Here is a 24921-nt window from a genome sequence, read left to right as displayed (position 1 = left end):
GACGCTGCGCGTATGACAGTGGCGGCGTTCAGCGCGGGTTGACGATCGCGGCCAGCAACAGCCAGGCGATGGGCGCGGCCACCAGCAGCGAGTCCAGGCGGTCCATGATGCCGCCGTGGCCGGGCAGCAGGGTGCCCATGTCCTTGACGCCCAGGTCGCGCTTGAGCACGGATTCGCCGAGGTCGCCGACGGTCGACGCCACGGATAACGCCAGGCCCAGTAGCGCGCCTTGCCACCACGAGCCGCCGTCGATCATGACGATCACGCAGATCGCGCCGCCCGCCGCGCACGCGATGAGCGAGCCCGCCATGCCCTCCCAGGACTTCTTCGGGCTGATTTTCGGCGCCATCTGGTGCTTGCCGAATAACACGCCCGCCGCGTAGCCGCCGACGTCGTTGCAGACCACCACGATCACGAAGGTGGCCACCCGCCGCGCCCCGTCGTGCGGGGCGTTCATCAGGATCGTGAAGCCGGCCAGGAACGGCACGTAGACCGCGGTGAACACCCCCGCGGTGATGTCCGCGGCGAACCCGTCGGGGCCGTCCACCAACCGCCAGCCGACCACCGCGAGCGTGGTGAGTACCAGCCCGACCATCAGCGACTCGGTGCCGCCTTGGTAGGCCGCGACCAACATCGCCACCGAGCCGATGGCCAGCGGCACCAGCGGGGCGCGCACATTCTTGGTGGCCATCGCGGAGGTCAGCTCCCACACCGCTATGAGCACCGCGATGGACACCAGCGCGACGAACGCGGCCCGGGAGATGACGAGACACGCGATGACGGTGCCGCCCAGCCCGACGCCGACACCGATCGCGGCGGGCAGATTGCGCCCGGCTCGACCGGGACTCTTGGCCGGCGAAGCTGCCGTCACCACAAGCTCGCTGTCGTTTCGTCAGACCTCGAGCAGCTCGGCTTCCTTGTGCTTGAGCATGTCGTCGACCGCGGCGACGTGCTTGTGGGTGACGTCCTCCAAGTGCTTCTCCGCGCGCCGCACCTCGTCCTCGCCGGCGTCGCCGTCCTTCTGCAACTTGTGCAGGTGGTCCATGGCGTGCCGGCGGATGTTGCGAATGGACACCCGGGCGTCCTCGGCCTTGTGCCGGGCGACCTTGATGTACTCCTTGCGACGTTCCTCGGTCAGCAGCGGCAGCGCGACGCGGATGATCGAGCCGTCGTTGCCCGGGTTCACACCTAGGTCCGAATCGCGGATGGCACGCTCGATGGCACCCAGTGCGCTTTTGTCGTATGGCGTCACGATCACCATGCGCGCCTCGGGCGTGGCGAAGCCGGCGAGCTGGTTCACCGGGGTCGGACTGCCGTAGTAATCGACCATGATCTTGGAGAACATGGCCGGGTTCGCGCGGCCGGTCCGGATCGCGGCGAAGTCCTCCTTGCCGACCTCGACCGCCTTCTCCATCTTGTCCTCGGCCTCGAGCAGGATGTCGTCGATCATGACCTCTCCTAGATCTCGGCGCCGATGACGGTGCCGATCTTCTCACCGCGCACGGCCCGGCCGATGTTGCCCTCGGTGAGCAGGTCGAACACCACGATCGGCAGGGCGTTGTCCCGGCACAGACTGATCGCCGTGGCATCGGCCACTTTCAGCCCGCGGGCGAGGAACTCCGAGTACGTCAACGAGTCGAAGCGCACCGCGTTGGGGTTGGTCTTGGGGTCCGCGTCGTACACGCCGTCCACGCCCTGCTTGCCCATCAGCACGGCCTGGGCTCCGACCTCCAACGCGCGTTGCGCAGCGGTGGTGTCGGTGGAGAAGAAAGGCTGGCCCAAACCGGCACCGAAGATCACGATGCGGCCCTTCTCCAGGTGGCGCACCGCGCGGCGCGGGATGTACGGCTCGGCGACCTGGCCCATGGTGATCGCGGTCTGCACCCGCGTCTCCACGCCCTGCTTCTCAATGAAGTCCTGCATGGCCAGGCAATTCATCACGGTGCCGAGCATGCCCATGTAGTCCGCGCGGCCGCGGTCCATGCCGGCCTCGGAGAGTTCCTTGCCCCGGAAGTAGTTGCCGCCGCCGATCACCAACGCGATCTGCACCCCGGTTTCCCGGGCTACGTCTGCAACCTGACGGGCAATCAGCTGGACCACCGTCGGATCCACGCCAATGCCCTTGGGCCCGGCGAGCACCTCACCGGACAGCTTGAGCATGACCCGGCGATACACGCCCGGTCCGGTACCTGGCGTGTCCACCCGGGTCGTCCCTCCTGCTTAGTTGCCCATGCGTGCTCAGCGGTGCGGGCGCGGTGGTCAGGCCCCGCCGACCGAGAGCCGCGCGAAGGCCTTGACGGTCACGCCGGCCTCGTCGAGGACCGCCTTCACCGACTTCTTGTTGTCCTGCACCGAATTCTGCTCGAGCAGCACGACGTCCTTGTAGAAGCCCTGCACTCGACCCTCGATGATCTTCGGCAGCGCGGCCTCGGGCTTGCCCTCCTCGCGGGAGGTGGCCTCGGCGATCTTCCGCTCGTGCTCCACGGTCTCGGCCGGGACCTCATCCCGGGTCACGTAGAGGGGCTTCATCGAAGCGATCTGCAGGGCGGCACCGCGGGCGGCGGTGGCGTCCGACCCGTCGTAGGAGACGATCACGCCGACGGCCGGCGGCAGGTCCTTGCTCTTGCGGTGCAGATAGATCTCGACCTGCCCGTCGAAGCGCGCCACCCGACCGAGGTCGAGCTTCTCGCCGATGACCGCGCTGGCGGCGTCTATGGCCTCCCGCACGGTCTTGCCGCTCGCGAGGGTCGCCGCGAGCAGCGCCTCGCGGTCGCCAATGCCGGCCGAATCGGCCTGCGCCACGATCTCGTCAGCGAGCACCTGGAACTGCTCGTTCTTCGCGACGAAGTCCGTCTCGGAGTTCAGCTCGATCAGAGCGTTGCCCGAGGCGGCGATGAGGCCGGCGTTCGCGGTGCGCTCGGCGCTGCGCTTGGCGGCCTTGGCGGCACCCTTGGTGCGCAGGTGGTCGACGGCGCCTTCGAGGTCGCCGTTCGTCTCCTCCAGCGCCTTCTTGCAGTCCATCATTCCGGCGCCGGTCAGCTCCCGGAGCTTCTTGACGTCTGCCGCGGTGAAATCGGCCATGATCCTTCTCGTCCATTCCTCGTGGGTGGGCGCAGTCTGTGCGTCAGCGCGCGCTGCGGTGGTGCGACCCGATCGGGCCGCACCACCGACGTGCTCAGGCCTGGTCGGCGGAGGGCTCGGGCGCAGCTTCGGCGGCAGGCTCCGGCGCGGCTTCGGCGGCGGGCTCCGGCGCAGCCTCGGCGGCGGGCTCCGGCGCAGCCTCGGCGGCAGGCTCCGGCGCAGCCTCGGCGGCAGGCTCGACCGGCGGCGGGGAGGCAGCCGACTCCGCACCGGTGGTCGCATCCGCAGTCACGTCGGCGGTGACGAGCAACTCGCGCTCCCACTCGGCCAGCGGCTCGTCGGTGGCGACCTGCCCGGATGGCTTCTCATCCCCGCGGGCGGCACCGGAACGCGCCATCAGACCTTCGGCCACGGCGTCTGCGACCACCCGGGTGAGCAGGCTGATCGAGCGGATGGCGTCGTCGTTGCCGGGGATCTTGTAGTCGACCTCGTCGGGGTCGCAGTTGGTGTCCAGGATCGCGACCACGGGAATGTTCAGCTTCCGGGCCTCACCGACGGCGATGTGCTCCTTCTTGGTGTCCACGATCCACACCGCGCTGGGCACCCGGGACATCTCCCGGATACCGCCCAGAGTCTTCTCCAGCTTCTCCTTCTCGCGCTGCAGACCGAGCAGTTCCTTCTTGGTCATGCCCGAACCGGGGACGTCGTCATAGTCGAGCAGCTCCAGTTCCTTGAGCCGCTGCAGCCGCTTGTAGACGGTGGAGAAGTTGGTGAGCATGCCGCCCAGCCAGCGCTGGTTCACGTAGGGCATGCCGACCCGGGTCGCCTGCTCGGCGATGGCCTCCTGGGCCTGCTTCTTGGTGCCCACAAACATCACCGAGCCGCCGTGCGCGACGGTGGCCTTGACGAATTCGAACGCGCGGTCGATGTAGGACAGCGACTGCTGCAGATCGATGATGTAGATGCCATTGCGCTCGGTGAAGATGTAGCGCTTCATCTTCGGGTTCCAGCGGCGCGTCTGGTGTCCGAAGTGGACACCGCTTTCGAGCAGCTGGCGCATCGTGACGACGGCCATGGGTGTTCTCTCTTCTCGGTTGTCGCGGCGACCGGTCGGCCGCCGCCCTGACGCCCCGGGCGCGCCGTCCGGTCACCGGAATGACCGACCGAGAGCGTGCACACCGGAGACCCGAACTCGTCGGGCGCCGGGGGGCGTGCGAAGTACGACCCGGTGATCCGGGCCGCCGCAGGCATCCTATGACATGGCGGCGAGACGGGTTCGCAGGGCCAGGACGGCCTTGGAGTGCATCTGACTGACCCGGCTCTCCGTCACGCCGAGCACCTTGCCGATCTCGGCCAACGTGAAGCCCTCGAAGTAGTACAGCCGGACCAGCATTTGTTCGCGCTGCGCCAGCGCGCTCACCGCATCGGCGAGCAACTGTCGGGTCTCCAGCGACTCGAAGACGGCAGCCGGGTCCGGGGTGCCCGGGTCGTGCAGGGTGTCGCCCAGGTTCGGCGCGCCGGGGGTGTCATCCACCGCACCGAGCAGCTCGTCCAGCGCCAACACGTTGAGCGTGGACACCTGCCCGAACAGCTGGTGCAGCTCGGAGGTGGCGATACCGAGCTCGCCGGCCAGTTCGGGCTCGGTCGGGGTACGGCCCAGGCGGGTCTCGACGGCGGCGTAGGCACGCTCCAGCGCGCGGGCCTTGGCCCGGATCGAGCGGGGGATCCAGTCCAGCGCACGCAGTTCGTCGAGGATCGCGCCGCGGATGCGCCCGATCGCATACGGCTCGAAGCGGATGCCGCGGGTCGGGTCGAACTTGGCCACCGCATCGATGAGGCCGAACATGCCGAACGAGATGCAGTCCGCGGGGTCCACGGTGCGCGGCAGCCCCGCCGCGACGCGCCCCGCAACGAACTTGACCAACGGGGAGTAGTGCAGGATCAGCCGTTCCCGCAGGTCCTCCGCACCGGAGTCCTTGTAGTGCGACCACAGGGTCTCGATCGGCTCAGGCACGGGGATGCGCCGATTCGAACGAGGCCCGCAGCCGCTCCACCGACACGTGGGTGTAGAGCTGGGTTGAGGTCAGCGTGGCGTGGCCGAGCAGTTCCTGCACGCTGCGCAGGTCGGCCCCGCCCTCCAGCAGGTGGGTGGCCGCGCTGTGCCGCAGCCCGTGTGGACCCAGCACCGGGGCCCGGGGTACCTGCCGCAGGTGCGCGCCGACCAGGTCGCGCACCGCGCGTTGACCCAGCCGCCCGCCGCGCGCGCCCAGGAACACCGCGGGCCCGCTGTCCGGGCGGGCCAGCGCCGGGCGGGCATCGATCAACCAGGTCAGCACGGCGGCTCGGGCGGGTTCGCCGAACGGGACGGTGCGCTGCTTGGCGCCCTTGCCCATGGCCCGCAGCACCCGACGGTCGAGGTCCAGATCATCGATGTCGAGCCCCACGAGTTCCCCGACCCGCAACCCGGTGGCGTAGAGCAGTTCCAGCACCGCGCGGTCGCGTAGCCCGATCGGGCCGTCGTGCTCCGCGGGCACCTCCACCAGCGCGGCGGCCTGGTCGCGGGTCAGCACGCCGGGCAGTTTGTGCCTAACCCGCGGGCTGACCAGCCCGGCGCCGGCGTCCAGCCGGGCGAGCCCGGTGCGCGCCGCGTGCTCGGTGAACGTGCGGGTGGCGGCGGCCCGCCGGGCGATGGTGGCGTCGGCGTGCCGGGTGGTGCGCTCGGCGGCCAGCCAGCGACGCAGCACCGGCAGGGTCAAGCCATCGGGCGAGGTGACCCCGCTGCGGGCCGCGTGCCGCAGCAGCCGGGTGACGTCCCCGAGGTAGGCGCGGACGGTGTGCGGCGACATGCCGCGCTCGGCGCGCAGATGCACCTCGAAGGCGGCCAGTGCCTCGGTCAGCGCAGCCGGCAGAACGGCGCCGCCCGTCGGCGCGTCAACCGATGCCACCCCCTGCCCCATGCCAGCAAGGTCTCGGCCGGCGCCCGCAGATGCAAGCACCGACACGTTGCAGGAGTGACTGATGTTGCGTCAGTGCACTCAATGTCGGGCGTTCCGCGCTTGTCGGGCCAGCCGCCAACCGCCGTCCACCCGCTCCGCGAGGGCCAGTGCGGCCAGTTCGCCCAGCGCGGGCAACGCGTCCGGCACGCCGCACTCACGGGCCACCCGATCGGCGCTGGCGCATCCGCGGGCGGGCAGCGCCTCGAGCACCTCGAGCAGCCGATCGGGCAATTCGTCGCGCGGGCGGAGTTCGGATGCACGCGGCGGGGCCAGGTCGACGCCGAGGCGTCCGATGGCCTCGATGACCTCAGCGGGCCGGGTGATCGGGATCGCGTGTCGCGACCGCAGCAGTTCATTGCTGCCCGCGGACATCGCCGAGGTGATCGGGCCGGGCACCACCATCAGCGTTCGCCCCAGCTCATCGGCCCATCGGGCGGTGGTGGCCGCGCCGCTGCGCACGGCCGCCTCCACCACCACCGTGCCCCGGGTCAACGCCGCGATGATCCGGTTGCGGGTGAGGAAGCGCCGTCGCGCCGGCGCAGCGCCGGGCGCGGCCTCCGACAGCACCGCTCCCTCCGCCGCGATGCGCTCCAGCAGCGCCGCGTGCGCGCCGGGATAGGGCACGTCCACACCACCGGCCAGCACCGCGACGGTGGCCCCGCCGACAGCCAGCGCGCCGCGGTGAGCTGCCACGTCGATGCCGAAGGCGCCGCCGGACACCACGGCCCAGCCGGACTCGGCCAGCGTCGCCCCGAACTCACCGGCCACGTGGGTCCCGTACGGCGTGGCCGCCCGTGACCCCACCATCGCGACGGAGTTTCCCAGGTGCTCGGCCAGGCCGACGCCGCCGAGCAGCCACAATCCGAATGGCCGGCCCGGTCCGAGGTCGTCCAGCCCGCCGGGCCACTCCGGTTCGCCGGGACAGATCCAGCGCAGCCCGCGCCGGGTTCCCGCTTCCAGTTCGGCGTGGCCGTCCAGTCCGGCCAGTCGTACCCGCATGGCCGCCGCACCCGGGATCTCGGTACGACCGGCGCGGATCGCGGCCACCACCTCGACCGCGCCCAGGGCGTCGAGCAGTACCCCCAACCGTGGCTCGGCGGGTTCGGCGATCCGGGCGAGCAACGCCCGCGCCGCTCGTTGTTCGGAGTTCATGCCGCCCACCCCGATTGCCACCCGGCGCGCAGCGCCAACGCCGCACCCAACTCGTCCACCCCCGGTCGATCCCGGCCGGCCAGATCCGCCAACGTCCAGGCCACCCGCAGCACCCGATCCAGACCGCGGGCGGTCAACGTGCCGCGGTCCAGCGCCGCCTCCACGATCCGGGTGGCCGGCTCCTCGGTGCGCAGTCGTGCGCGCAGCAGCCGGCTGGGCAGGTGCGCGTTCAAGGTCCACGGCGTGCCGGCCAGTCGGTGCGCGCTGCGTGCCCGGGCCAACCTGACCCGGTCCGCCACGACCGCGGTGCTCTCCCCATCGCTACCGGCCAATAGTTCGGCACGACTGGGCCGATCCACCATCACCTGGATGTCGACCCGGTCCAGCAACGGCCGGGACAGCCGTCCCAGGTAGCGACGGCGCACGATCGAGCTGCAGGTGCAGGCCGCCCCGGCGCCGAGGCCGGCGCGCCCACACGGGCACGGGTTCGCGGCCAGCACCAGCAGGAAGTCGGCAGGGAAACAGGCGGTCAGCCCGGAGCGGAAGATCACCACCTCACCGCTCTCCATCGGCCCACGCAGGCTGTCCAGCACCCCGCCGCGGAACTCCGTGGCCTCGTCCAGGAACAGCACCCCCCGGTGTGCCAACGAGATGGCGCCCGGTCGAATCTCCCGCGACCCGCCGCCGACGATCGCGGCCTGGGTCGCCGAATGATGGGGCTGGAGGTAGGGCGGGCTGCTGATCAGCGGGACGTCGGCGGGCAACAAACCCGCCACCGAGTGAATCTCGGTGACCGCCAGGGCATCCCGCCGGGTCAGCGGGGGCAGCAGCCCGGACAGCCGCTCGGCCAACATGGTCTTGCCGACACCGGGGCTGCCGTGCAGGAACACGTGATGGCCGCCCGCCGCGGCCACCTCCAGCGCCCGGCGTGCCTCCAATTGGCCGCGCACCTCGGCCAGATCCAGCTGCGGCCGCCGCGCGTCCGGGCGCCGGGTCGGCACCTCCAGCTGGAGTTGCTCGGGCACCTCTTCGCCGCGCAGCAACGCCAACGCCTCGCGCAGCGAGGACACCGCGAGCACCTCGACGTCGGGGACGAGGGCCGCCTCGGTCGCGTTCGTCCGCGGCACCAGCACCCGGCCCAACCCGGCGCGGGACGCCGTGGCCACCGCGGGCAGCACGCCGCGCAGTCCGCGCACCGATCCGTCCAGCCCGAGCTCGCCCAGCACCGCCAGGTCGGCCAGCGCCTCCTGCGGCACCCGCGCGGCGGCCGCCAACACCACCAGCGCCAGCACCAGATCGAAGCCCGCCCCGGATTTGCGCAGATCGGCCGGGGACATGGACACGGTGATTTTCTGCTTGGGCCAGTTCTCTTCGCTGTTCGTCACCGCGGCCCGCACGCGCTCCCGGGCCTCGGACAGCGCGGTGTCCGGCAGCCCGATCAACGCGAACGACGGCAACCCGTTGCCGACGTCGGCCTCCACGGACACCAACCGCCCGGTGACCCCGGTCAGCGCCACCGACCAACTGCGCCCGAGCCCCATCAGCGGACCCTGCCCATCACAGGACACCGCGCAGGTGCTCGACCCGGATGCCGCCCGCCCGCCCGGCCCACACCCCGATCACGTCCACCCGCACCTCGGCGGCCCCGGATGCCTCGTCGTGTTCGGCCAACCAACTGGCGGCCAACCGGCGCAGGCGACCCAGCTTGGCCGCGGTGACCGCCGCGAACGGGCCACCGTAGGTGTCGTCGCGACGGGTCTTCACCTCGCACACGACCAACACCGAGCCCTCCCGGGCGATCAGGTCGATCTCCCCCGCCGGACAGCGCCAGTTACGCCCCAGCACCTGGAAACCGGCCTCGGTCAGGTACTTCGCGGCGAGCTGTTCCCCGTACCTGCCCAACTCGTCCTTGGCCCGCACGGCCACCACCTCCGCCGCGCAGCCTGCTCGGGGACGGGGGTGCGGCGCAGGGTTATCCGCGCCCTGTGGACAAGCGGCTCAGTTCTCCGGGAGCTTCAGATCCGATTTGGTCAGCTCCTCGACGTTGACGTCCTTGAAGGTGACCACCTTGACGTTCTTCACGAACCGCGCCGGGCGGTACATGTCCCACACCCAGGCATCAGTCATGGTCACCTCGAAGTAGGTCTCCCCGGCCTCCGAGCGCACCTGCAGGTCCACGTTGTTGGTCAGGTAGAACCGTCGCTCGGTCTCCACCACGTAGGCGAACAGGCCGACGACGTCGCGGTACTCCTTGTAAAGCTGGAGCTCCATCTCGGTCTCGTACTTCTCGAGATCCTCGGCGCTCATCGGCGTACCTCCCCGCGCTCGTGCGGCTGGGGAACCACGTTTCCCCTGTGCTGATTGATGAGCTCGCTGCGCTCGCTCATCCCCCGCCCCTCACTCCGGCTCCGTGCCCACATTCTCCCCGAGCACGCCCACTACCGTGCGCCCGGCCACCGCCGCCACGTTGACGTAGGAGAACCGATGGTGCGCGCAGGGTCCATGCTGCGCCAACGCGGCGGTGTGCTCGGGGGTGATGTATCCCTTGTGCGCCGCGAACCCGTAGTCCGGGTGCTCGACGTCCAAGGCGCACATCAGTCGATCCCTGGTCACCTTGGCAACGACCGAGGCCGCCGCGATGCACCCGGCCACCTGGTCGCCCTTCCACACGGCGAGCCCCGGCACGCCCAACCCGCTGACCGCGAAGCCGTCGGTGAGCACGTACGAGGCGGGGATGGTCAGCCGGACAAGTGCCCGGCGCAACGCGGCGATGTTGCTGCGGTGCAGGCCCACCCGGTCGATCTCACCCGGCGGCACGATCACCGTGCCCACCGCCAGCGCCCGCTTCATCACCTGCGCGTACACAACCTCGCGCGCGGCCGGAGTGAGCAGTTTGGAGTCGGCCAGGCCGGGAATCTCGCCCCGCTTGCCCGGCGCCAAAATCACCGCGGCGGCCACCAGCGGCCCGGCGCAGGCGCCGCGGCCGGCCTCATCGGCACCGGCCACCGGCGCCAGGCCGCTGCGGGCCAGGGCGCGCTCGTATCCATAGAGGTCACCGTCCGCGCGGACGGTCAGACGACGCGGTCGCATTGCTCAGACGGCGAGGTCGGGCAGGTCCTCCGGCCGCCGCGAGCCGCGCCGTCGCCGGATCAACGCCACCGGCAGCAGTGCGCCCACGCCGAGCGCCGACGTGGCCAGCGCGGCGCCGTCGAGTTCCTTGCGCTTGAAGGTGGCCGGCACCGGCAACGTGGACCACCGCGACAGCGGCCAGACCAGCACGAACGCGCGACCCACCACCCGGTCCTCGGCGATGGTGCCGTTGCCCGGCTCGTTCATGTGCAACCGGGAGTCCGCGGAGACCTCGCGGTGGTCGCCCATCACCCACAGCCGGTTCGGCGGCACGGTGACGCTGAATGATCGCTCGGAGGGAGCGTTCTGCTTGCCGGTGACCGGGTCGCGGTACAGGTAGGGCTCGTCCAACGGGATGCCGTTGACAGTGACCTTGCCGTTGGTGCAGCAGGCGACGCGGTCGCCGGGCACGCCGACGACCCGCTTGATCAGGTCCTTCTCGTTGTCCGAGGGCAGCAGGCCGACGAACACGAACACGTCCTTGAAGCTGCGCAGCACCGGGTTGCCGGTGCGCTGCGGGCGGTCCTCACCCAGCCAGGTGCCGGGGTCGCGGAACACGATGACCTCGCCACGCTTCGGGTTGCCGAAGTGCGAGGAGAACTTGTTGACCAGCACCCGGTCACCCTCCAGCAGCGTGTTCTGCATGGAGTCCGACGGGATGAAGAAGGCCTGCACCAAAAAGGTCTTGATCAGCAGGGCCAGCGCGAGCGCGACGAACACCAGGATCGGCAGTTCGCGCAGCAGGCTGGACGAGCGCCCGATCTCGTTGCGCTCGGCGGGCGGGATCTCCGGGGGCAACTCTTCCTCTCGACGGACGGTACGGCGCTGCAGCGGCCGCGGAGGTAGTGACTCCATCGGCTCGTGCGGCTCCGGCTCAACCGGTTCAGTCACCGGTGGCACGTCCATTCTTCGTCAGCCCCTCGAAACTGTCCGGGATCCGCAACCGACCCGCGTGGCTCCACGGCCACACGATCGCAACAGCACGCCCCACCACTTTGTCTATCGGAACAGTACCGCCGCCCGGGTCCCCCAAGTGGGCACGTGAGTCCGCCGATCGACTTCGGTGGTCCCCCATCACCCACAGCCGACCGGGAGGAACCACCACATCGAAGCGTTCTCCGGACGGAACATCACCCGGATAGAGGTACGGCTCGGTCAGTGAGATGTCGTTCACCTGCAGATGCCCCGTGGCATCACAACATTGGACGTGGTCACCCGGTATCCCTATCACCCGTTTGATGAAGTCGTCCTCATTGGCTGTCGCCCCGAACAGTGACCAGAGCGGTCCGAAGAACCCGCCGTGGTGATGTCCCTCCGCCTCGAAACTGTTGGCCCCGTTGAAAACCACGATCTGACCACGCCGAGGATGACCGATGTCGTAGGACAACTTGTCGACCAGCACCCGATCGCCGACGTCCAACGTCTGCTCCATCGACGGCGAAGGAATGAAGTAGGCCTGGAACAGGAAGGCCCGTACGCAGATCATCAGCGCCACCGTCAGCCCCAGGCCGATCAGCTGCACCCGACGCGTGCGCCGACGACGCTTGGAACGCAACTGCGCGCGGGTGCTGCGGCGGGCGGCACGGCCCGACTGAATCGGCGGTAGCAACCGATGTGCCCCTCGCTCCGGCGTGTCGTCCTCGGGCCCATCCGCAGTGTCGGTGTCGGCCGCGTTGAGGTCGACGTCGGCGCCCGCGGGCGCGTCGGCCGGGGCGTCGGCGGCGGGGTTATCGGCGGCGCCGTCCATTTGCGATCAAGCCTAGCCGCGGCGTCCGGTCGAACCGGACCGCGCAGCGCCGCGGGAGTGACGACGGTTGGGCGTGCTCAGCGGGCCGGCGCCGCGTCCCGCTTCTCCTTGATCTTGGCGGCTTTGCCGCGCAGGTCACGCAGGTAGTAGAGCTTCGCGCGGCGCACGTCGCCGCGGGTGAGCAGCTCGATCCGGTCGATCGACGGGGTGTTCACCGGGAAGGAGCGCTCCACGCCGACCCCGAAGCTGACCTTGCGGACGGTGAAGGTCTCGCGCAGCCCACTGCCCTGGCGGCGGATCACCACACCCTGGAAGACCTGAATACGGGACCGGTTGCCCTCCACGACCCGGACGTGAACCTTCAGCGTGTCGCCGGGGCGAAACGCCGGGATGTCGGAACGCAGATATGCGGCATCGACATCGTCGAGGGTGTGCATGGCGAAGTCACTCTCTCATCACAGGGGGAACGGGCCCGGAACTACAGCCGGAGCGGGGGTCAGTCTGCCACAGCCGACCGGTCGGGGTGAAACCGGCCGTTGGGGCCCGGCGTCCATCCCAGCTCACCCAGCGTGACCAAGTCGGCGGCGTCACAGTCGGCGACGGACAGCCTGGCCAGCAGATCCGGGCGGCTGGTGGCGGTGCGCCGCAGCGCCGCGTTCCGGCGCCAGCGGGCGATCGCCGCATGATCGCCGGAGCGCAGCACCTCGGGCACTTCCCACCCGCGCCACTCCTGCGGCTTGGTCCACACCGGGTACTCCAACAGACCGGCCGCGTGCGATTCCTCGTCCAGTGAGCCGGGATTGCCGAGCACGCCGGGCAGCAGTCGGGCGACCGCTTCCACCATCACCAGGGCGGCCACCTCGCCGCCGGCCAGCACGTAGTCGCCGAGGGACACCTCCTCGACGGCGTTGATCGCCGGTCGCTTGGCGGCCTGAGCAGCTACCCGGGCGTCAATGCCCTCGTAGCGCCCGCAGGCGAACACCAGCCAGGGCCGGGCGGCCCAGTTCTCGGCGGTGGCCTGGGTGAACGGGCAACCGGCCGGGGTCGGCACGATCAGCGTCACCCCGTCCGGCGGGCTTTCGGCGAGCAGGCTGTCCAGCGCCTGCCCCCACGGCTCCGGGCGCATGACCATGCCCGCGCCGCCGCCGTACGGGGTGTCGTCGACGGTGCGGTGCACGTCCGAGGTCCACTCCCGCAGGTCGTGCACGCGCACGTCGATCAGCCCGGCGCGGCGGGCCTTGCCGACCAGCGACAGTTCCAGCGGCGCCAGGTAGTCCGGGAAGATCGTGACGACGTCGACGCGCACTAGGGCGTGCCTCCTGATCCTCGCCGAACGCCGGTCGCGCCGGTAGCGGGGTTGGGAGGCATGCCCTACTCCTCCGGTGCGTCGTCGAGCAAACCGGGCGGGGCGTCGATGCGCAGCACCCCGGCGGCCAGGTCGAGCTCCGGCACGATCGCGGACACGAACGGCACCAGCACCTCGCGGCCGTCGTCCCGGCCGACCACCAGCAGGTCCTGGGACGGCAGGTGCAGCACCTCGGTGACCGTGCCGATCGGTTCGCCGGCCACGGTGTGCGCCGCCAACCCAACCAACTGGTGGTCGTAGTACTCCTCGTCGTCCTCGGGACGTTCGTTTTCGGCGACATCGATGAGCAGCAGCACGTTGCGCAGTTCCTCGGCGCGGTTGCGGTCCTCGACTCCCGCCAGGGCGAGCAGCAGCCGACCGCTGTGCCAGTGCGTGTATTCGACCGTCACCGGACCCACGCCGGCCGGATCGGTGCGCAACACCGCGCCCGGCACGAACCGCAGCTCCGGGGAGTCGGTGCGCACCTCGATGCTGACCTCGCCGCGCACGCCGTGCGGACGCCCGATGCGCCCGACCACGAGCTCCACCAGCGTGGTCTCAGCGACCGTGCTGATCGACCAGGTCGACTCTGACGCTGCGGCCGCCCAGGGCGCTGACCACGGTGCGTAGCGCGGTGGCGGTGCGGCCCGCGCGGCCGATCACCTTGCCGAGGTCGTCGGGGTGGACGCGGACCTCGAGCACCTTGCCGTTGCGCTGGTTGCGTTCGCGCACCCGGACCTCATCCGGGTGCTCGACGATTCCGCGCACCAGGTGCTCGAGGGCTTCCTCCAACATGCTCAGCTCTCGGTCTCGGTCGCGGCCGGCTCGGCCGGTGCCGATTCCTCGACGGGCGCCACGGTCTCCGCGACCGCGTCGGCGACCGCGGCCGCCTCGGCGGGCACCGTCTCGGCGGGTGCCGCCTCGGCGGGCTTCTCCTCCTGCTTCGGCTTCGCCGCGGCCCGAGCGGCGGGGGCGTCCAGGCCGGTCGCCACGAACGGGACCCCACCCTGGCGCACCCTCGGCTCGGCCACCTTCAGCGTGCCCTCGGCGCCCGGCAGCCCCTTGAACTTCTGCCAGTCCCCGGTGACCTTGAGCAGCGCCATCACGGCCTCGGTGGGCTGGGCGCCGACCTTGAGCCAGTGCTGGGCGCGCTCGGAGTCGATGTCGATCACCGACGGGTCGTGGGTCGGGTGGTACTTACCGATCTCCTCGATCGCCCGCCCGTCCCGCTTGGTGCGGGAGTCGGCGACGACAACGCGGTAGAACGGAGCGCGGATCTTGCCCATCCGCTTCAGCTTGATCTTGACGGCCACGGGGGTCGAATCTCCTGGTCTGCTTTACATCGGTGGACCGCGCCGATCCCAGTGGGGTCGGGTACGACGTGGTCCGATCGCCGCGCAATGGACGGGGTAGAGGGCCCGAGCCGGCACGGTCGCGGGGCGATTATGCCACCACGGAACCGCGCAGCACGATGCGCACCGGCGCACGCAGGGTGTCCAGGTCTTGTCGGGGATCCGCGGCGAGCACCAGGAAATCGGCTGGGTCGCCCTCTGCCAAGCCCGGTCGACCCAGGAACTTCCGGGCTCGCCAACAGGCACCACCCAGCGCGTACTCGCTCGGCAGTCCGGCGCGGACCAGCGCGACGATCTCGTCCACCAAGCGGCCGTGCGCGACCATCCCACCGGCATCCGAGCCGACGTAGATCGGCACCCCGGCCTGGAACGCCGCGGCGATCCGGTCCTCCACGCCCGACCAGAGCCGTCGCATGTGCGCGGCGTAGGCCGGAAACTTCGCCTCGCCGCCGTCCGCGATGCCGGGGAAGTTCTCCGTGACGTTGACCAACGTCGGGACCAGCGCGGTGCCCGCCGCGGCCATCCGGGCGATGAGCTCATCATCCAGGCCGGTGCCGTGCTCGATGCAGTCGAAGCCGGCGTCCAGCGCGTCGACCAGCGCCTGCCGACCGAACGCATGGGTGGTCACCCGCGCCCCCGCGCGGTGCGCGGCGGCCACCGCCGCGGTCAGGTTCTGCACCGGCCAGAGCGCGGTCAGGTCCCCCGCCTCGCGGTCGATCCAGTCGCCGACGAACTTCACCCAGCCGTCACTGCGCGCGGCCTGGGTGCGCACCTCCTCGACCAACTCCGCCGGCTCCACCTCGGCGCCGATGTCGCGGGAATAGCGCTTGGGACGGGCGATGTGCTGACCGGCGCGGACCACCTTGGGCAGGTCCGCCCGCTCGTCCATCCAGCGGGTGTCCACCGGCGAGCCGGCGTCGCGCAGCAGCAGCACCCCGGCGGCGCGCTCGTCGAGCGCCTGACGTTCCGTCACCTCCAGCGAGGTGGGGCCGTGCGCATCCAGTCCGACGTGGCAGTGCAGATCGACCAGGCCGGGCAGGATCCAGCCCTCGCCCACCGTGCGGGCATCGGCGCAGGGCTCGTAGCTGACCCGACCATCGCGGATCCACAGATCGACCGATTGCTCGTCGGGCAAACGCACGCCGCGGACGTGTAAGACCTCGTCGCTGCTCACTGCGATCCGGGCGGCATCAGGTCCTTGAACTCCGGGGGCAGCTCGAAGTTCGCCGGATCGAACGCGGGCGCCACCCCGTTCTCCGCGGCGGACTCGGCCGCGGCCTGCTCCGCCGCCCGCTTGGCCGGGTTGCCGCTGCGCGCGCCCTTGCCCTTGGCCTTGACCGGCTTGGCGGCCATCTTGCCGCGCGACTTCTTGCCGCCGCCGCGCCCGAACGGCATCCCACCCATGCCCGGCAGCCCACCCAGGCCCCCGGCCATCTGCTGCATCATCTTGCGGGCATCGAAGAACCGCTCCACCAGCTGGTTGATCTCCCCGACGCCGACCCCGGATCCCTTGGCGATGCGGGAGCGCCGGGAGGCATTGAGGATCTTCGGGTCCTCCCGCTCGGCGGGGGTCATCCCGTTGATGATGGCGACCACGCGGTCCAGGTCGGAGTCCTCGACCGAGCTGAGCTGGTCCTTGAACTCCCCCATGCCGGGCAACATGCCGAAGATCTTCTGCAGCGAGCCCATCTTGCGTACCTGCAGCATCTGCTGCTTGAAGTCCTCCAGGGTGAACTCGTTGCCCTTGCCGCCCCTGAGCAGCTTCTGCGCCATCTTCTCGGCCTGGTCGGCCTCGAAGTGCTTCTCCGCCTGCTCGATCAGCGTGAGCATGTCGCCCATGCCGAGGATGCGCGAGGCCATCCGCTCGGGGTGGAAGGCGTCGAAGTCGTCCAACTTCTCGCCGTTGGACGCGAACATGATCTGACGGCCGGTCACCGAGGCGACGGACAGCGCCGCACCACCGCGGGCGTCACCGTCGAGCTTGGTGAGCACGACGCCGTCGAACCCGACGCCGTCGAGGAAGGCCCCAGCGGTGGTCACCGCATCCTGGCCGATCATGGCGTCGACCACGAACAGGATCTCGTCGGGCTTCACCGCGTCGCGGATGTCCGCGGCCTGCTTCATCATCGCCGTGTCCACACCGAGGCGGCCCGCGGTGTCCACAATCACGATGTCGTGCTGGCGGCGGCGTGCCTCGTCGATGGAGTCGCGGGCGACCTTGATCGGATCGCCGACGCCACTACCGGGTTCGGGGGCGTAGACCACCACCCCCGCGCGCTCACCGACCACCTGCAGTTGTTGCACCGCGTTGGGCCGCTGCAGGTCCGCGGCGACCAGCATGGGCTGGTGACCCTGCCCGGCCAGCCACTTGGCGAGCTTGCCCGCCAGCGTCGTCTTACCCGAACCCTGCAGACCCGCGAGCATGATCACCGTCGGTGAGGTCTTCGCGAAGCGCAGCCGGCGGGTCTCCCCGCCGAGGATCTTGACCAGTTCCTCGTCGACGATCTTGATGACCTGTTGGGCGGGGTTCAGCGCCTGGCTGACCTCGGCCCCGCGGGCCCGCTCCTTGACTGCCTCGATGAACTTCTTGACCACCGGCAGCGCGACGTCCGCCTCGAGCAGCGCGACCCGGATTTCCCGCGCGGTGGCGTCGATGTCCGCGTCGGAGAGCTTGCCCTTGCCGCGCAGGTTCTTGAACGTGGCGGACAGACGGTCGGACAGGGTGTCGAACACAGCGCTGACGATCCTTCGGGATACGCGGACGGAACTCTCAGCCTAGCCGCCACGGCTCAGACCAACGCCTCCAGCACGACCGCGCGCACCTGCTCGGCCCGCGCGTCGGACAGCGGGCCGCCGTTGACCGGATCGACCAGGTAGAACACGTCCACCGCCTCCGCACCCCAGGTGGCCACCTTGGCCGAGCGAATATCCACCTGCGCGTCGGACAACGCCTGCCCGATGCGGTGCAGCAGGCCGGGTCGGTCGTGCGCGCGCACCTCCAGCACGGTGGCCGCGTCGGAGGCGTCCGGCACCACCTTGACGTTCGGCGGCGGCACCACGATGCCCGCCTTGGGTCGGTAGGCCGCCTCGCGGCGGGCCAACCGCTCGGTGAGGTCCAACCGGCCGTCCAGCACCCGCAGGATGTCGCCGCGCAGCAGCGCGGCATCCGGTGGGGAGCCGAACTCCGGGTTGACCGTCCACACCGTGACCGCGCTCGTGCCGATGGTCTCGGTGAACGCGGAGCGCACCACCAGTCGGTGCACGCTGAACACCCCGGCCACGGTGTGCAGCAGGCCGACCCGGTCCGGGGAAACCACGGTCACCGGGGTACCCAACTCGTTGCTCGCCCCGATGTGCACGTCCAGCACGCCCTCGGCTGCCAACGCGCGCTGCACGTCGGACAGCACCGAGGTCGAGCGCGGCGTCCGGCCCTGCAGCACCGTGCGGGTGCGTTCCACCAGGCGTCCGATCAGCTCGGCCCGCCACGGGCTCCACGCCGCGGGCCCGGTGGCCAGCGCGTCCGCCTCCACCATGGCGGCCATCAGCTCCAGCACCTCGACGTTGCCCACCGCTTCGGCGACGGTGGCCGCGGTCGCCGGGTCGTCCAGGTCGCGGCGGGTCGCGGTATCCGGCAGCAGCAGGTGGTGACGCACCAGGCAGGCGAGTACCTCGACGTCGTCGGCCGGGAAACCCAGCCGGGGTGCGAGATCGCGCACGATGGTCTCCCCGGCGATGCTGTGGTCGCCGGGATAGCCCTTGCCGATGTCGTGCAGCAGCCCGCCCAGCAGCAGCAGGTCCGGCCGGGACACCCGGCGGGTGAAGGCGGCGGCATTGGCCGCGGTCTCCACCAGATGCCGGTCGACGGTAAACCGGTGCACCGCGTTGCGCTGCGGTCGGCAACTGACCCGGCTCCAGTCCGGCAGCAGCGTGGTGATCACCCCGGCCAGGTCCAGCGCCTCCCACACCCCCACCGCCGGGCGTCCGGCGCCGAGCAGCCGGATGAGTTCGCCGCGGGCGGAGTCCGGCCACGGCTCCGGCAACCGCCGCGCGGTCGCGGCGAGGCGGTCCACTGTGGTCGGGGACAGCGGTAGACCCGCCTGAGCCGCGGCCGCCGCGGCGCGCAGCACCAGCACCGGATCCTTGGCCGGGTCTGCGTCGCGGGCCAGCATCGCCTCACCGTCGCCGGCCACTACGCCGTCGGCCAGCGGCACCCGCTCACCGGGCTTGGTCCCCTTTCCGGGCAGCCGGAATCGCTTCGTCCGCGATTCCAATTGCTGACCGACCCGACGCCAGGTGACGTCGGATGCGTAGACGACGGTGCGGCCCACCTCGGCCAGCGACCGCATCAAGGCATCGGCGTCCAGCAGGCCCAGCGCGGCGGCCACGTTGTCCTGCTCCTGCAACACCAGCCGGTCGGTGGCCCGCCCGGTGACCGTGTGCAGGGCATCGCGGACGTCGAGCAGTCGACCGTGTGCGGCGGCAATGCGCTCGTGTGGCACATCGGCCACCCAGGACGCGGCCACCGCCCGCAGTGCGACCAGATCGCGTAGACCGCCGCGGCTCTCCTTGAGATCCGGCTCCAACAGGAACGCCAAATCTCCGATGTCCCGATCACGGGACATCTGCTCCAGTTCCGGAAGCCGTTTGGGCGCCGCCGAGCGCCAATCCGCCAACATCGCCGACCGCAGTGCATCGGTCAGCGCGGAATCCCCGGCCACGTGGCGCACGTCGAGCAGACCGAGCATCGCCTTCATGTCCTCGGCGGCCACCGCGCGCGCCTGGTCGACGGTGCGCACCGAGTGATCCAGCTTCACCCCGTCGTCCCAGACCGGGTACCAAATGGCATCGGCCAACTGGGCGATGTCGCGACGCTTGTTGTGCAGCAGCAGTACGTCCAGGTCGGAACCGGCCACCAGCTCGCCGCGGCCGTAGCCGCCGACGGCGACCAGCGCCACGCCGGAATCGTCGCCCTTGCTCGCCGCCCGCAACAAATCCCGCAGCCAGGAGTCTGCGGCATGGCGCAGCGCGTCCCGGCGCGCCGGCCCGTAGGGCTCGGCGCGCTCCAACAACGCCGCCCGCGCGCGCGCATAACTCATCGGCATTCCTGATGTGTCGTCAGCTCAGCGGGCTCAGAGCGCGTCGACGTCACGTTCGCCGGTGCGCACCCGGACCACGGTGTCCACCGGCGTCACCCAGATCTTGCCGTCGCCGATCTTGCCGGTGCGGGCGGCCTCGGTCATCGCGGTCACCGCGGTGTCCACGTCGGCCGCGTCGACCACCACCTCGATCCGCACCTTGGGCACCAGGTCCACCACGTACTCCGCGCCGCGGTAGACCTCGGTGTGCCCGCGCTGCCGGCCGAACCCGCTGGCCTCGGTCACGGTCATGCCATGCACGCCCAGCGCCTCCAGCGCCGCGCGCACGTCGTCGAGCTTGAACGGCTTGATCACCGCAGTGATGAGCTTCATCGCTGGTCCACTCTCTCCTCAGCCGTCACTGCCCAGCGACGATACGGTCATCCGCCCGGTGGAGGCACCAGCGGGCGTGAGTTCGTACGCGGTCTCCGCGTGCAGGGCGAGGTCCACCCCGGAGATCTCGTGGTCGCGCTCGATCCGGAAGCCCATGATCTTGTGCAGCGCCCAGCCGATCAGCAGGGTCACCGTGAACGAGTAGGCCAGGGCCGCGACGACCGCCACCGACTGTCGGCCGAGCTGTTCCAGGCCGCCGCCGTAGAGCAGTCCGTCCACGCCGTCGCCCTTGTCCGGGGTGAGGATGCCGGTGGCCTGCGCGCTGCACACCAGGCCGATCATCAGCAGGCCCACGATGCCGCCGATCATGTGCACCCCCGCAACGTCGAGGGAGTCGTCGTAGCCGGCCCGGTACTTCACGGTGACCGCGAACGAGCAGACCGCGCCGGCGATCGCGCCCACCGCGAGCGCACCGACCGGGGTGATCGACCCGCAGGACGGGGTGATCGCCACCAGTCCGGCGACGGCCCCGGAGGCGGCACCGAAGGAGGTGAAGGTGCCGTCGCGCAGCCGTTCCACCGCCAACCAACCCATGATGCCCAGCGCGCCGGCGATCTGCGTGTTGACCAGCGCCAGGCCCGCCTGCGCGTTGGCGCCCAACGCCGATCCGGCGTTGAAGCCGAACCAGCCGAACCACAACAGACCGGCGCCGAGCATCACCAACGGCAGGTTGTGCGGGCGCATCGGGTCCTTCTTCCACCCCAGCCGCGGCCCGAGGATCAGCGCCAGGGCCAGCCCCGAGGCGCCGGAGTTGATCTCGACCGCGGTGCCGCCCGCGAAGTCGTAGACGTGCAATCGGTCGATGATCCAGCCGCCGTTGCCGCCGTCGGAGAAGAACACCCAGTGCGCCATGGGCGCGTAGACCACCGTGGTCCAGATGACGGTGAACACGCACCAGGTGCTGAACTTGGCCCGGTCCACGATCGACCCGGACACCAGCGCGCAGGTCACCAGCGCGAACATCAGCTGGAACATCGCGAACACCGGCGTGGGCACGGTGCCATAGACCTGGTCCATGGTGTTCTTCAGGCCGACCTCGTGAAAGCCGCCGATCAATCCGTGGCCGTGGTCCTTGCCGAACGCAAGGCTGTAGCCCCAGAGCACCCAGACGAGGGTGACGATCCCCAGCGTCACGAACGTCATCATCATCGTGTTGAGCACACTGCGGGCCCGGACCATGCCCCCGTAGAAGATCGCCAGTCCGGGGACCATCAACATCACCAGGGTGGTGGCGGCCAACAGCCAGGCGGTGTCGGCAGCGTTGATCTGAGGCATGGGCGTCCTCCGGCAGTGGGGCGCGACAGTCCGCGCTGAACGTACCGTCAGGTCGGCCGAATGTTTCGTCGGGATCACGCAACACGCACAAGCGGGCGGAGCGAACCTGAACGGCCCGCCCGGCAGGGTGCCGGGCGGGCCGTTGGTGCAGCGGATCTACAGGGCCTCGGAGTCGCGCTCCCCGGTGCGCACCCGCACCGCGGTCTCCACCGGGATCATCCAGGCCTTGCCGTCACCGATCTTGCCGGTCTGTGCGGCCTTGACCACGACTTCCAACACGTCGTTGGCATCGGGGTCGTCGACCAGCACCTCCAGGCGCACCTTGGGCACCAGGTCCACGGTGTACTCCGCGCCCCGATAGACCTCGGTGTGCCCGCGCTGCCGGCCGTAACCACTGGCCTCACTGACCGTCATGCCGTGCACCCCGAAGGTCTCCAACGCGGAGCGCACGTCGTCGAGCTTGAACGGTTTGATCACCGCGACGATGAGCTTCACAGGTCGACCCTCCCGCCGACGAAGGTGTCCGCGGAGGAGCCGGGCGGCGGTGGCGGAGGCGCCGCGGATCCGTGGTGGGTCAGCGACTGCAGCAGCGAATGCGAGCCAATGGTGTGGCGTGCCTGCGGTGCACCGATCGCGGTGAGCTCGTACGCGCTCTCCGCGTGGCTGGCCACGTCGACGCCGGTCATCTCTTCCTCCTCCGAGATCCGGAAGCCGAGCGTCTTGTGCAGGATGTAGCCGATGATCAGCGTGGCGAAGAACGAATAGCCCATGACCGCGAACGCACCGATCACCTGACGACGCATCTGATCCCAGCCGCCGCCGTAGAACAGGCCGTTGACCGCGGCCGGGGCCTTGTCGGTGGCCAGCAACCCGATCAGCAGGGTGCCGGTCAGACCGCCGAACATGTGCACGCCGACCACGTCGAGCGAGTCGTCCAGGCCCAGCTTGAACTTCAGACCGATGGCCAGCGAGCACACCGCACCAGTAATCGCACCCACCGCGATGGCACCCATCGGGTTCACCGAGGAACACGACGGGGTGATGCCGACCAGACCGGCCACGGCACCGGAGGCGGCGCCCAGTGTGGTGAAGTGACCATCGCGCAGCCGTTCCACGATCAGCCAGCCGAACATCGCCGCAGCGGTGGCCGTTTGGGTGTTCATGAACACCACGCTGGCCGGCGTGCCGGCCGCCAGCGCGGAACCGGCGTTGAAGCCGAACCAGCCGAACCACAGCAGGGCCATGCCGAGGAAGACGAACGGCACGTTGTGCGGGCGCATCGGGTCACGCCGCCAGCCCTTGCGCCGGCCGAGCACGATCGCCAGCGCCAATCCCGCGGCACCGGAGTTGATGTGCACCGCTGTGCCACCGGCGAAGTCGATGGCTTTCAACCGGTCGGCGATCCAGCCACCGTTGCCACCGTCGAAGAAGAACACCCAGTGCGCAACCGGGAAGTAGACCACCGTGGCCCAGATGGCCACGAACACGCACCAGGTGCTGAACTTCGCGCGGTCCGCGATCGCACCGCTGATCAGCGCGCAGGTGATGATCGCGAACATCAGCTGGAAGGCGGCGAAGGCCAGCGTCGGGTAATAGTGGGTGACCGAGAGCGCGTGCCCGGCCGAGTCGACGGCGACCTTCGGTGTGCTGCCGGAGAAGTCCACCTGCGGCACCGGGACCGAGATCACCGAGCCCGGGTCCATCTGCTTGATGAGCCCGGCGTCATCCCGACTGCCCAGCAGACCGTGCCCGACATCGGTGGTGAAGGAGAGGCTGTACCCGTACAGGACCCACAGGATCGAGACGATCGCCATCGCGGCGGCCGACATCATGATCATGTTAAGCACGCTCTTCACGCGGACCATGCCGCCGTAGAAGAACGCCAAGCCAGGCGTCATGAGCAGCACCAAGGCGCTGCTGGCGAGGATCCAGGCGGTATCGCCCGTATCGATGGTGGTGGGCATCCGGCAGTGCTCCTTCCTGCCGCGAGGCAGGGTGGCGATCACATATTCGCCAGAGCGTGCCGATGCTCCGTTTCACCGAGCGGCCGGACATGTTTCGGCAAGATCACCGATGGCGCACGGGTGTTACATCTGGATTAACTCGCCCTCAGTCCGCCAACAGGGCGTCCACGAACGCCTCGGGCTCGAACGGCGCAAGGTCGTCCGGACCCTCGCCGAGGCCGACCAACTTCACCGGCACGCCGAGGTCGCGCTGCACGGCGATCACGATGCCGCCCTTGGCGGTGCCGTCCAGCTTGCTCAACACCACGCCGGTGACGTCGACCACCTCGGTGAACACCCGGGCCTGGATCAGGCCGTTCTGGCCGGTGGTGGCGTCCAGCACGAGCAACACCTCGTGCACCGGGCTCTGCTTCTCCACCACCCGCTTCACCTTGCCGAGCTCGTCCATCAGCCCCGCCTTGGTGTGCAGTCGACCGGCGGTATCGATGAGCACCGCATCCACGTCGTCGCCGGCGGCCTGCTTGACCGCGTCGAAGGCGACACTGGCCGGGTCCCCGCCCTCGGGGCCGCGCACGGTCCGTGCCCCGACGCGGTTCCCCCAGGTCTGCAGCTGGTCCGCGGCGGCGGCCCGGAAGGTGTCCGCGGCGCCGAGCACCACGGTGCGCCCGTCGGCGACCAAAACCCGGGCCAGCTTGCCCGTGGTGGTGGTCTTGCCGGTGCCGTTGACGCCGACCACCAGGGTCACCGAGGGCCGCTGGCCGTTGGCGCGCACCGCGTGCAACGACCGATCCATGGTGACGTCGATCAACGCGAGCAATTCGGTGCGCAGCAGCTGCCGCGCGGCCTGCGGTGTGCGCGCCCCCTCCACCCGCGCCGCGGTGCGCAGCCGCTCCATCAGCTCACCGGTCGGGCCGACGCCGATGTCCGCGGACAGCAGCGTCTCCTCGATCTCCTGCCAGGTGTCCTCGTCGAGCACATCGCGGGAGAGCAGGGTGAGCAGGCCCTTGCCGAAGGTGCCCTGCGAGCGGGCCAGCCGAGAACGCAGCCGCACCAGTCGGCCGGCAGTCGGTTCGGGGACGTCGAGCGGGGGCGCTTCGAGCAGCGACTCGACCGACTCCAGCGTGGTCGCGACCTCGTCGACCTGCGCCGGGGGCGGCTGGGTGGGCTTGGCCTTCGGCGGGGCGGTCGGCGCAGCCTTCGGGGTCTCGACCTCGGTGTCGCGAGACGGCCGGCCGCGCAGCCCGGCGCCCACCAGTCCGGCCACGACGGCACAGGCCAGCATGACGACGACGATCGTGACGATCAGGTATTCCACACCGACCCCGAGAGGTTGAGATATCTGGTGACCCCGG

27 protein-coding genes are annotated in these 24921 nt (G+C 70.2%); all 27 read right to left on the bottom strand.

The window, feature by feature from the left end; all coding sequences use genetic code 11:
* Window positions 1–28: 28 nt before the first annotated feature.
* The 27 genes from VGJ14_12305 to ftsY all read right to left on the bottom strand — a co-directional run bounded on the left by VGJ14_12305 (window position 29) and on the right by ftsY (window position 24884).
* Window positions 29–871 (bottom strand): phosphatidate cytidylyltransferase, encoded by an 843-nt coding sequence (locus VGJ14_12305; protein ID HEY2833200.1) that lies wholly within the window; start codon window positions 869–871, stop codon window positions 29–31.
* A gap of 21 nt (window positions 872–892) precedes the next feature.
* Window positions 893–1450 carry a ribosome recycling factor gene (gene frr / locus VGJ14_12300; GenBank protein HEY2833199.1) on the bottom strand — a complete coding sequence of 186 codons (558 nt, stop codon included), beginning with the start codon at window positions 1448–1450 and terminating at the stop codon, window positions 893–895.
* An 8-nt stretch (window positions 1451–1458) separates the two neighbouring features.
* Window positions 1459–2160: a UMP kinase gene (gene pyrH / locus VGJ14_12295; protein ID HEY2833198.1), complete on the bottom strand. Its 702-nt coding sequence runs from the start codon at window positions 2158–2160 to the stop codon at window positions 1459–1461.
* A 99-nt stretch (window positions 2161–2259) separates the two neighbouring features.
* Complete coding sequence (gene tsf / locus VGJ14_12290) at window positions 2260–3081, bottom strand: translation elongation factor Ts (GenBank protein ID HEY2833197.1); 822 nt, start codon at window positions 3079–3081, stop codon at window positions 2260–2262.
* A 94-nt stretch (window positions 3082–3175) separates the two neighbouring features.
* Window positions 3176–4156 (bottom strand): 30S ribosomal protein S2, encoded by a 981-nt coding sequence (gene rpsB, locus VGJ14_12285; GenBank protein ID HEY2833196.1) that lies wholly within the window; start codon window positions 4154–4156, stop codon window positions 3176–3178.
* A 177-nt stretch (window positions 4157–4333) separates the two neighbouring features.
* Entirely contained in the window at window positions 4334–5095 is a 762-nt protein-coding gene (locus tag VGJ14_12280; protein ID HEY2833195.1) for a FliA/WhiG family RNA polymerase sigma factor, read from the bottom strand.
* A complete protein-coding gene (locus VGJ14_12275; GenBank protein HEY2833194.1) occupies window positions 5088–6038 on the bottom strand; it encodes a tyrosine recombinase XerC in 951 nt (316 codons plus the stop codon). Before VGJ14_12275 ends, VGJ14_12280 begins: the two co-directional genes overlap by 8 nt.
* Before the next feature lie 78 nt (window positions 6039–6116).
* Entirely contained in the window at window positions 6117–7229 is a 1113-nt protein-coding gene (dprA, locus tag VGJ14_12270; protein ID HEY2833193.1) for a DNA-processing protein DprA, read from the bottom strand.
* On the bottom strand, window positions 7226–8770 hold the full coding sequence (locus VGJ14_12265) for a YifB family Mg chelatase-like AAA ATPase (GenBank protein HEY2833192.1): 1545 nt from the start codon (window positions 8768–8770) through the stop codon (window positions 7226–7228). The genes dprA and VGJ14_12265 overlap by 4 nt, the downstream gene beginning before the upstream one ends.
* Before the next feature lie 16 nt (window positions 8771–8786).
* Window positions 8787–9149, bottom strand: a complete 363-nt coding sequence (locus VGJ14_12260) for a YraN family protein (GenBank protein ID HEY2833191.1) — start codon at window positions 9147–9149, stop codon at window positions 8787–8789.
* Between the two features lie 78 nt (window positions 9150–9227).
* A complete protein-coding gene (locus VGJ14_12255; GenBank protein ID HEY2833190.1) occupies window positions 9228–9536 on the bottom strand; it encodes a DUF2469 domain-containing protein in 309 nt (102 codons plus the stop codon).
* Window positions 9537–9626: 90 nt separating this feature from the next.
* A complete protein-coding gene (locus VGJ14_12250; protein HEY2833189.1) occupies window positions 9627–10319 on the bottom strand; it encodes a ribonuclease HII in 693 nt (230 codons plus the stop codon).
* A 3-nt stretch (window positions 10320–10322) separates the two neighbouring features.
* Window positions 10323–11249: a signal peptidase I gene (gene lepB, locus VGJ14_12245; GenBank protein ID HEY2833188.1), complete on the bottom strand. Its 927-nt coding sequence runs from the start codon at window positions 11247–11249 to the stop codon at window positions 10323–10325.
* Window positions 11242–12105 (bottom strand): signal peptidase I, encoded by an 864-nt coding sequence (lepB, locus tag VGJ14_12240; protein HEY2833187.1) that lies wholly within the window; start codon window positions 12103–12105, stop codon window positions 11242–11244. Before lepB (VGJ14_12240) ends, lepB (VGJ14_12245) begins: the two co-directional genes overlap by 8 nt.
* Before the next feature lie 77 nt (window positions 12106–12182).
* On the bottom strand, window positions 12183–12542 hold the full coding sequence (rplS, locus tag VGJ14_12235) for a 50S ribosomal protein L19 (protein ID HEY2833186.1): 360 nt from the start codon (window positions 12540–12542) through the stop codon (window positions 12183–12185).
* Between the two features lie 59 nt (window positions 12543–12601).
* Window positions 12602–13411 carry a tRNA (guanosine(37)-N1)-methyltransferase TrmD gene (gene trmD, locus VGJ14_12230; GenBank protein HEY2833185.1) on the bottom strand — a complete coding sequence of 270 codons (810 nt, stop codon included), beginning with the start codon at window positions 13409–13411 and terminating at the stop codon, window positions 12602–12604.
* Between the two features lie 65 nt (window positions 13412–13476).
* Window positions 13477–13998, bottom strand: coding sequence for a ribosome maturation factor RimM (gene rimM, locus VGJ14_12225; GenBank protein ID HEY2833184.1), 522 nt, complete (start codon window positions 13996–13998; stop codon window positions 13477–13479).
* Between the two features lie 10 nt (window positions 13999–14008).
* Window positions 14009–14245 carry an RNA-binding protein gene (locus VGJ14_12220; GenBank protein HEY2833183.1) on the bottom strand — a complete coding sequence of 79 codons (237 nt, stop codon included), beginning with the start codon at window positions 14243–14245 and terminating at the stop codon, window positions 14009–14011.
* Between the two features lie 2 nt (window positions 14246–14247).
* Window positions 14248–14763, bottom strand: a complete 516-nt coding sequence (gene rpsP, locus VGJ14_12215) for a 30S ribosomal protein S16 (GenBank protein ID HEY2833182.1) — start codon at window positions 14761–14763, stop codon at window positions 14248–14250.
* 130 nt (window positions 14764–14893) lie between these two features.
* Window positions 14894–15976, bottom strand: a complete 1083-nt coding sequence (locus tag VGJ14_12210; protein ID HEY2833181.1) for an amidohydrolase family protein — start codon at window positions 15974–15976, stop codon at window positions 14894–14896.
* Window positions 15973–17535, bottom strand: coding sequence for a signal recognition particle protein (gene ffh / locus VGJ14_12205; protein HEY2833180.1), 1563 nt, complete (start codon window positions 17533–17535; stop codon window positions 15973–15975). Before ffh ends, VGJ14_12210 begins: the two co-directional genes overlap by 4 nt.
* A 56-nt stretch (window positions 17536–17591) precedes the next feature.
* Window positions 17592–19898: a [protein-PII] uridylyltransferase gene (locus tag VGJ14_12200; protein ID HEY2833179.1), complete on the bottom strand. Its 2307-nt coding sequence runs from the start codon at window positions 19896–19898 to the stop codon at window positions 17592–17594.
* A gap of 33 nt (window positions 19899–19931) precedes the next feature.
* Window positions 19932–20270: a P-II family nitrogen regulator gene (locus VGJ14_12195; protein ID HEY2833178.1), complete on the bottom strand. Its 339-nt coding sequence runs from the start codon at window positions 20268–20270 to the stop codon at window positions 19932–19934.
* Between the two features lie 18 nt (window positions 20271–20288).
* Entirely contained in the window at window positions 20289–21605 is a 1317-nt protein-coding gene (locus VGJ14_12190; GenBank protein ID HEY2833177.1) for an ammonium transporter, read from the bottom strand.
* Window positions 21606–21761: 156 nt separating this feature from the next.
* Window positions 21762–22100 carry a P-II family nitrogen regulator gene (locus VGJ14_12185; protein HEY2833176.1) on the bottom strand — a complete coding sequence of 113 codons (339 nt, stop codon included), beginning with the start codon at window positions 22098–22100 and terminating at the stop codon, window positions 21762–21764.
* A complete protein-coding gene (locus VGJ14_12180) occupies window positions 22097–23569 on the bottom strand; it encodes an ammonium transporter (protein ID HEY2833175.1) in 1473 nt (490 codons plus the stop codon). The genes VGJ14_12185 and VGJ14_12180 overlap by 4 nt, the downstream gene beginning before the upstream one ends.
* 145 nt (window positions 23570–23714) lie before the next feature.
* Window positions 23715–24884, bottom strand: coding sequence for a signal recognition particle-docking protein FtsY (gene ftsY / locus VGJ14_12175; protein ID HEY2833174.1), 1170 nt, complete (start codon window positions 24882–24884; stop codon window positions 23715–23717).
* Between the last annotated feature and the right edge of the window lie 37 nt (window positions 24885–24921).

This window comes from Sporichthyaceae bacterium (assembly GCA_036493475.1).
In the GTDB taxonomy this organism is placed as follows: domain Bacteria; phylum Actinomycetota; class Actinomycetes; order Sporichthyales; family Sporichthyaceae; genus DASQPJ01.
Note: the sequence above shows the minus strand (reverse complement) of the source record. Positions and strands in the feature narration are given on the sequence as shown.

What these genes read in the sequence shown, in the direction of transcription:
- frr (HEY2833199.1), bottom strand. Translation starts at nt 1,450, where the DNA reads ATGATCGACGACATCCTGCTCGAGGCCGAGGACAAGATGGAGAAGGCG.
- pyrH (HEY2833198.1), bottom strand. Translation starts at nt 2,160, where the DNA reads ATGCTCAAGCTGTCCGGTGAGGTGCTCGCCGGGCCCAAGGGCATTGGC.
- tsf (HEY2833197.1), bottom strand. Translation starts at nt 3,081, where the DNA reads ATGGCCGATTTCACCGCGGCAGACGTCAAGAAGCTCCGGGAGCTGACC.
- rpsB (HEY2833196.1), bottom strand. Translation starts at nt 4,156, where the DNA reads ATGGCCGTCGTCACGATGCGCCAGCTGCTCGAAAGCGGTGTCCACTTC.
- VGJ14_12275 (HEY2833194.1), bottom strand. Translation starts at nt 6,038, where the DNA reads ATGGGGCAGGGGGTGGCATCGGTTGACGCGCCGACGGGCGGCGCCGTT.
- dprA (HEY2833193.1), bottom strand. Translation starts at nt 7,229, where the DNA reads ATGAACTCCGAACAACGAGCGGCGCGGGCGTTGCTCGCCCGGATCGCC.
- VGJ14_12265 (HEY2833192.1), bottom strand. Translation starts at nt 8,770, where the DNA reads ATGGGGCTCGGGCGCAGTTGGTCGGTGGCGCTGACCGGGGTCACCGGG.
- VGJ14_12255 (HEY2833190.1), bottom strand. Translation starts at nt 9,536, where the DNA reads ATGAGCGCCGAGGATCTCGAGAAGTACGAGACCGAGATGGAGCTCCAG.
- VGJ14_12250 (HEY2833189.1), bottom strand. Translation starts at nt 10,319, where the DNA reads ATGCGACCGCGTCGTCTGACCGTCCGCGCGGACGGTGACCTCTATGGA.
- lepB (HEY2833187.1), bottom strand. Translation starts at nt 12,105, where the DNA reads ATGGACGGCGCCGCCGATAACCCCGCCGCCGACGCCCCGGCCGACGCG.
- rplS (HEY2833186.1), bottom strand. Translation starts at nt 12,542, where the DNA reads ATGCACACCCTCGACGATGTCGATGCCGCATATCTGCGTTCCGACATC.
- VGJ14_12220 (HEY2833183.1), bottom strand. Translation starts at nt 14,245, where the DNA reads ATGTTGGAGGAAGCCCTCGAGCACCTGGTGCGCGGAATCGTCGAGCAC.
- VGJ14_12200 (HEY2833179.1), bottom strand. Translation starts at nt 19,898, where the DNA reads ATGAGTTATGCGCGCGCGCGGGCGGCGTTGTTGGAGCGCGCCGAGCCC.
- VGJ14_12195 (HEY2833178.1), bottom strand. Translation starts at nt 20,270, where the DNA reads ATGAAGCTCATCACTGCGGTGATCAAGCCGTTCAAGCTCGACGACGTG.
- VGJ14_12190 (HEY2833177.1), bottom strand. Translation starts at nt 21,605, where the DNA reads ATGCCTCAGATCAACGCTGCCGACACCGCCTGGCTGTTGGCCGCCACC.
- VGJ14_12180 (HEY2833175.1), bottom strand. Translation starts at nt 23,569, where the DNA reads ATGCCCACCACCATCGATACGGGCGATACCGCCTGGATCCTCGCCAGC.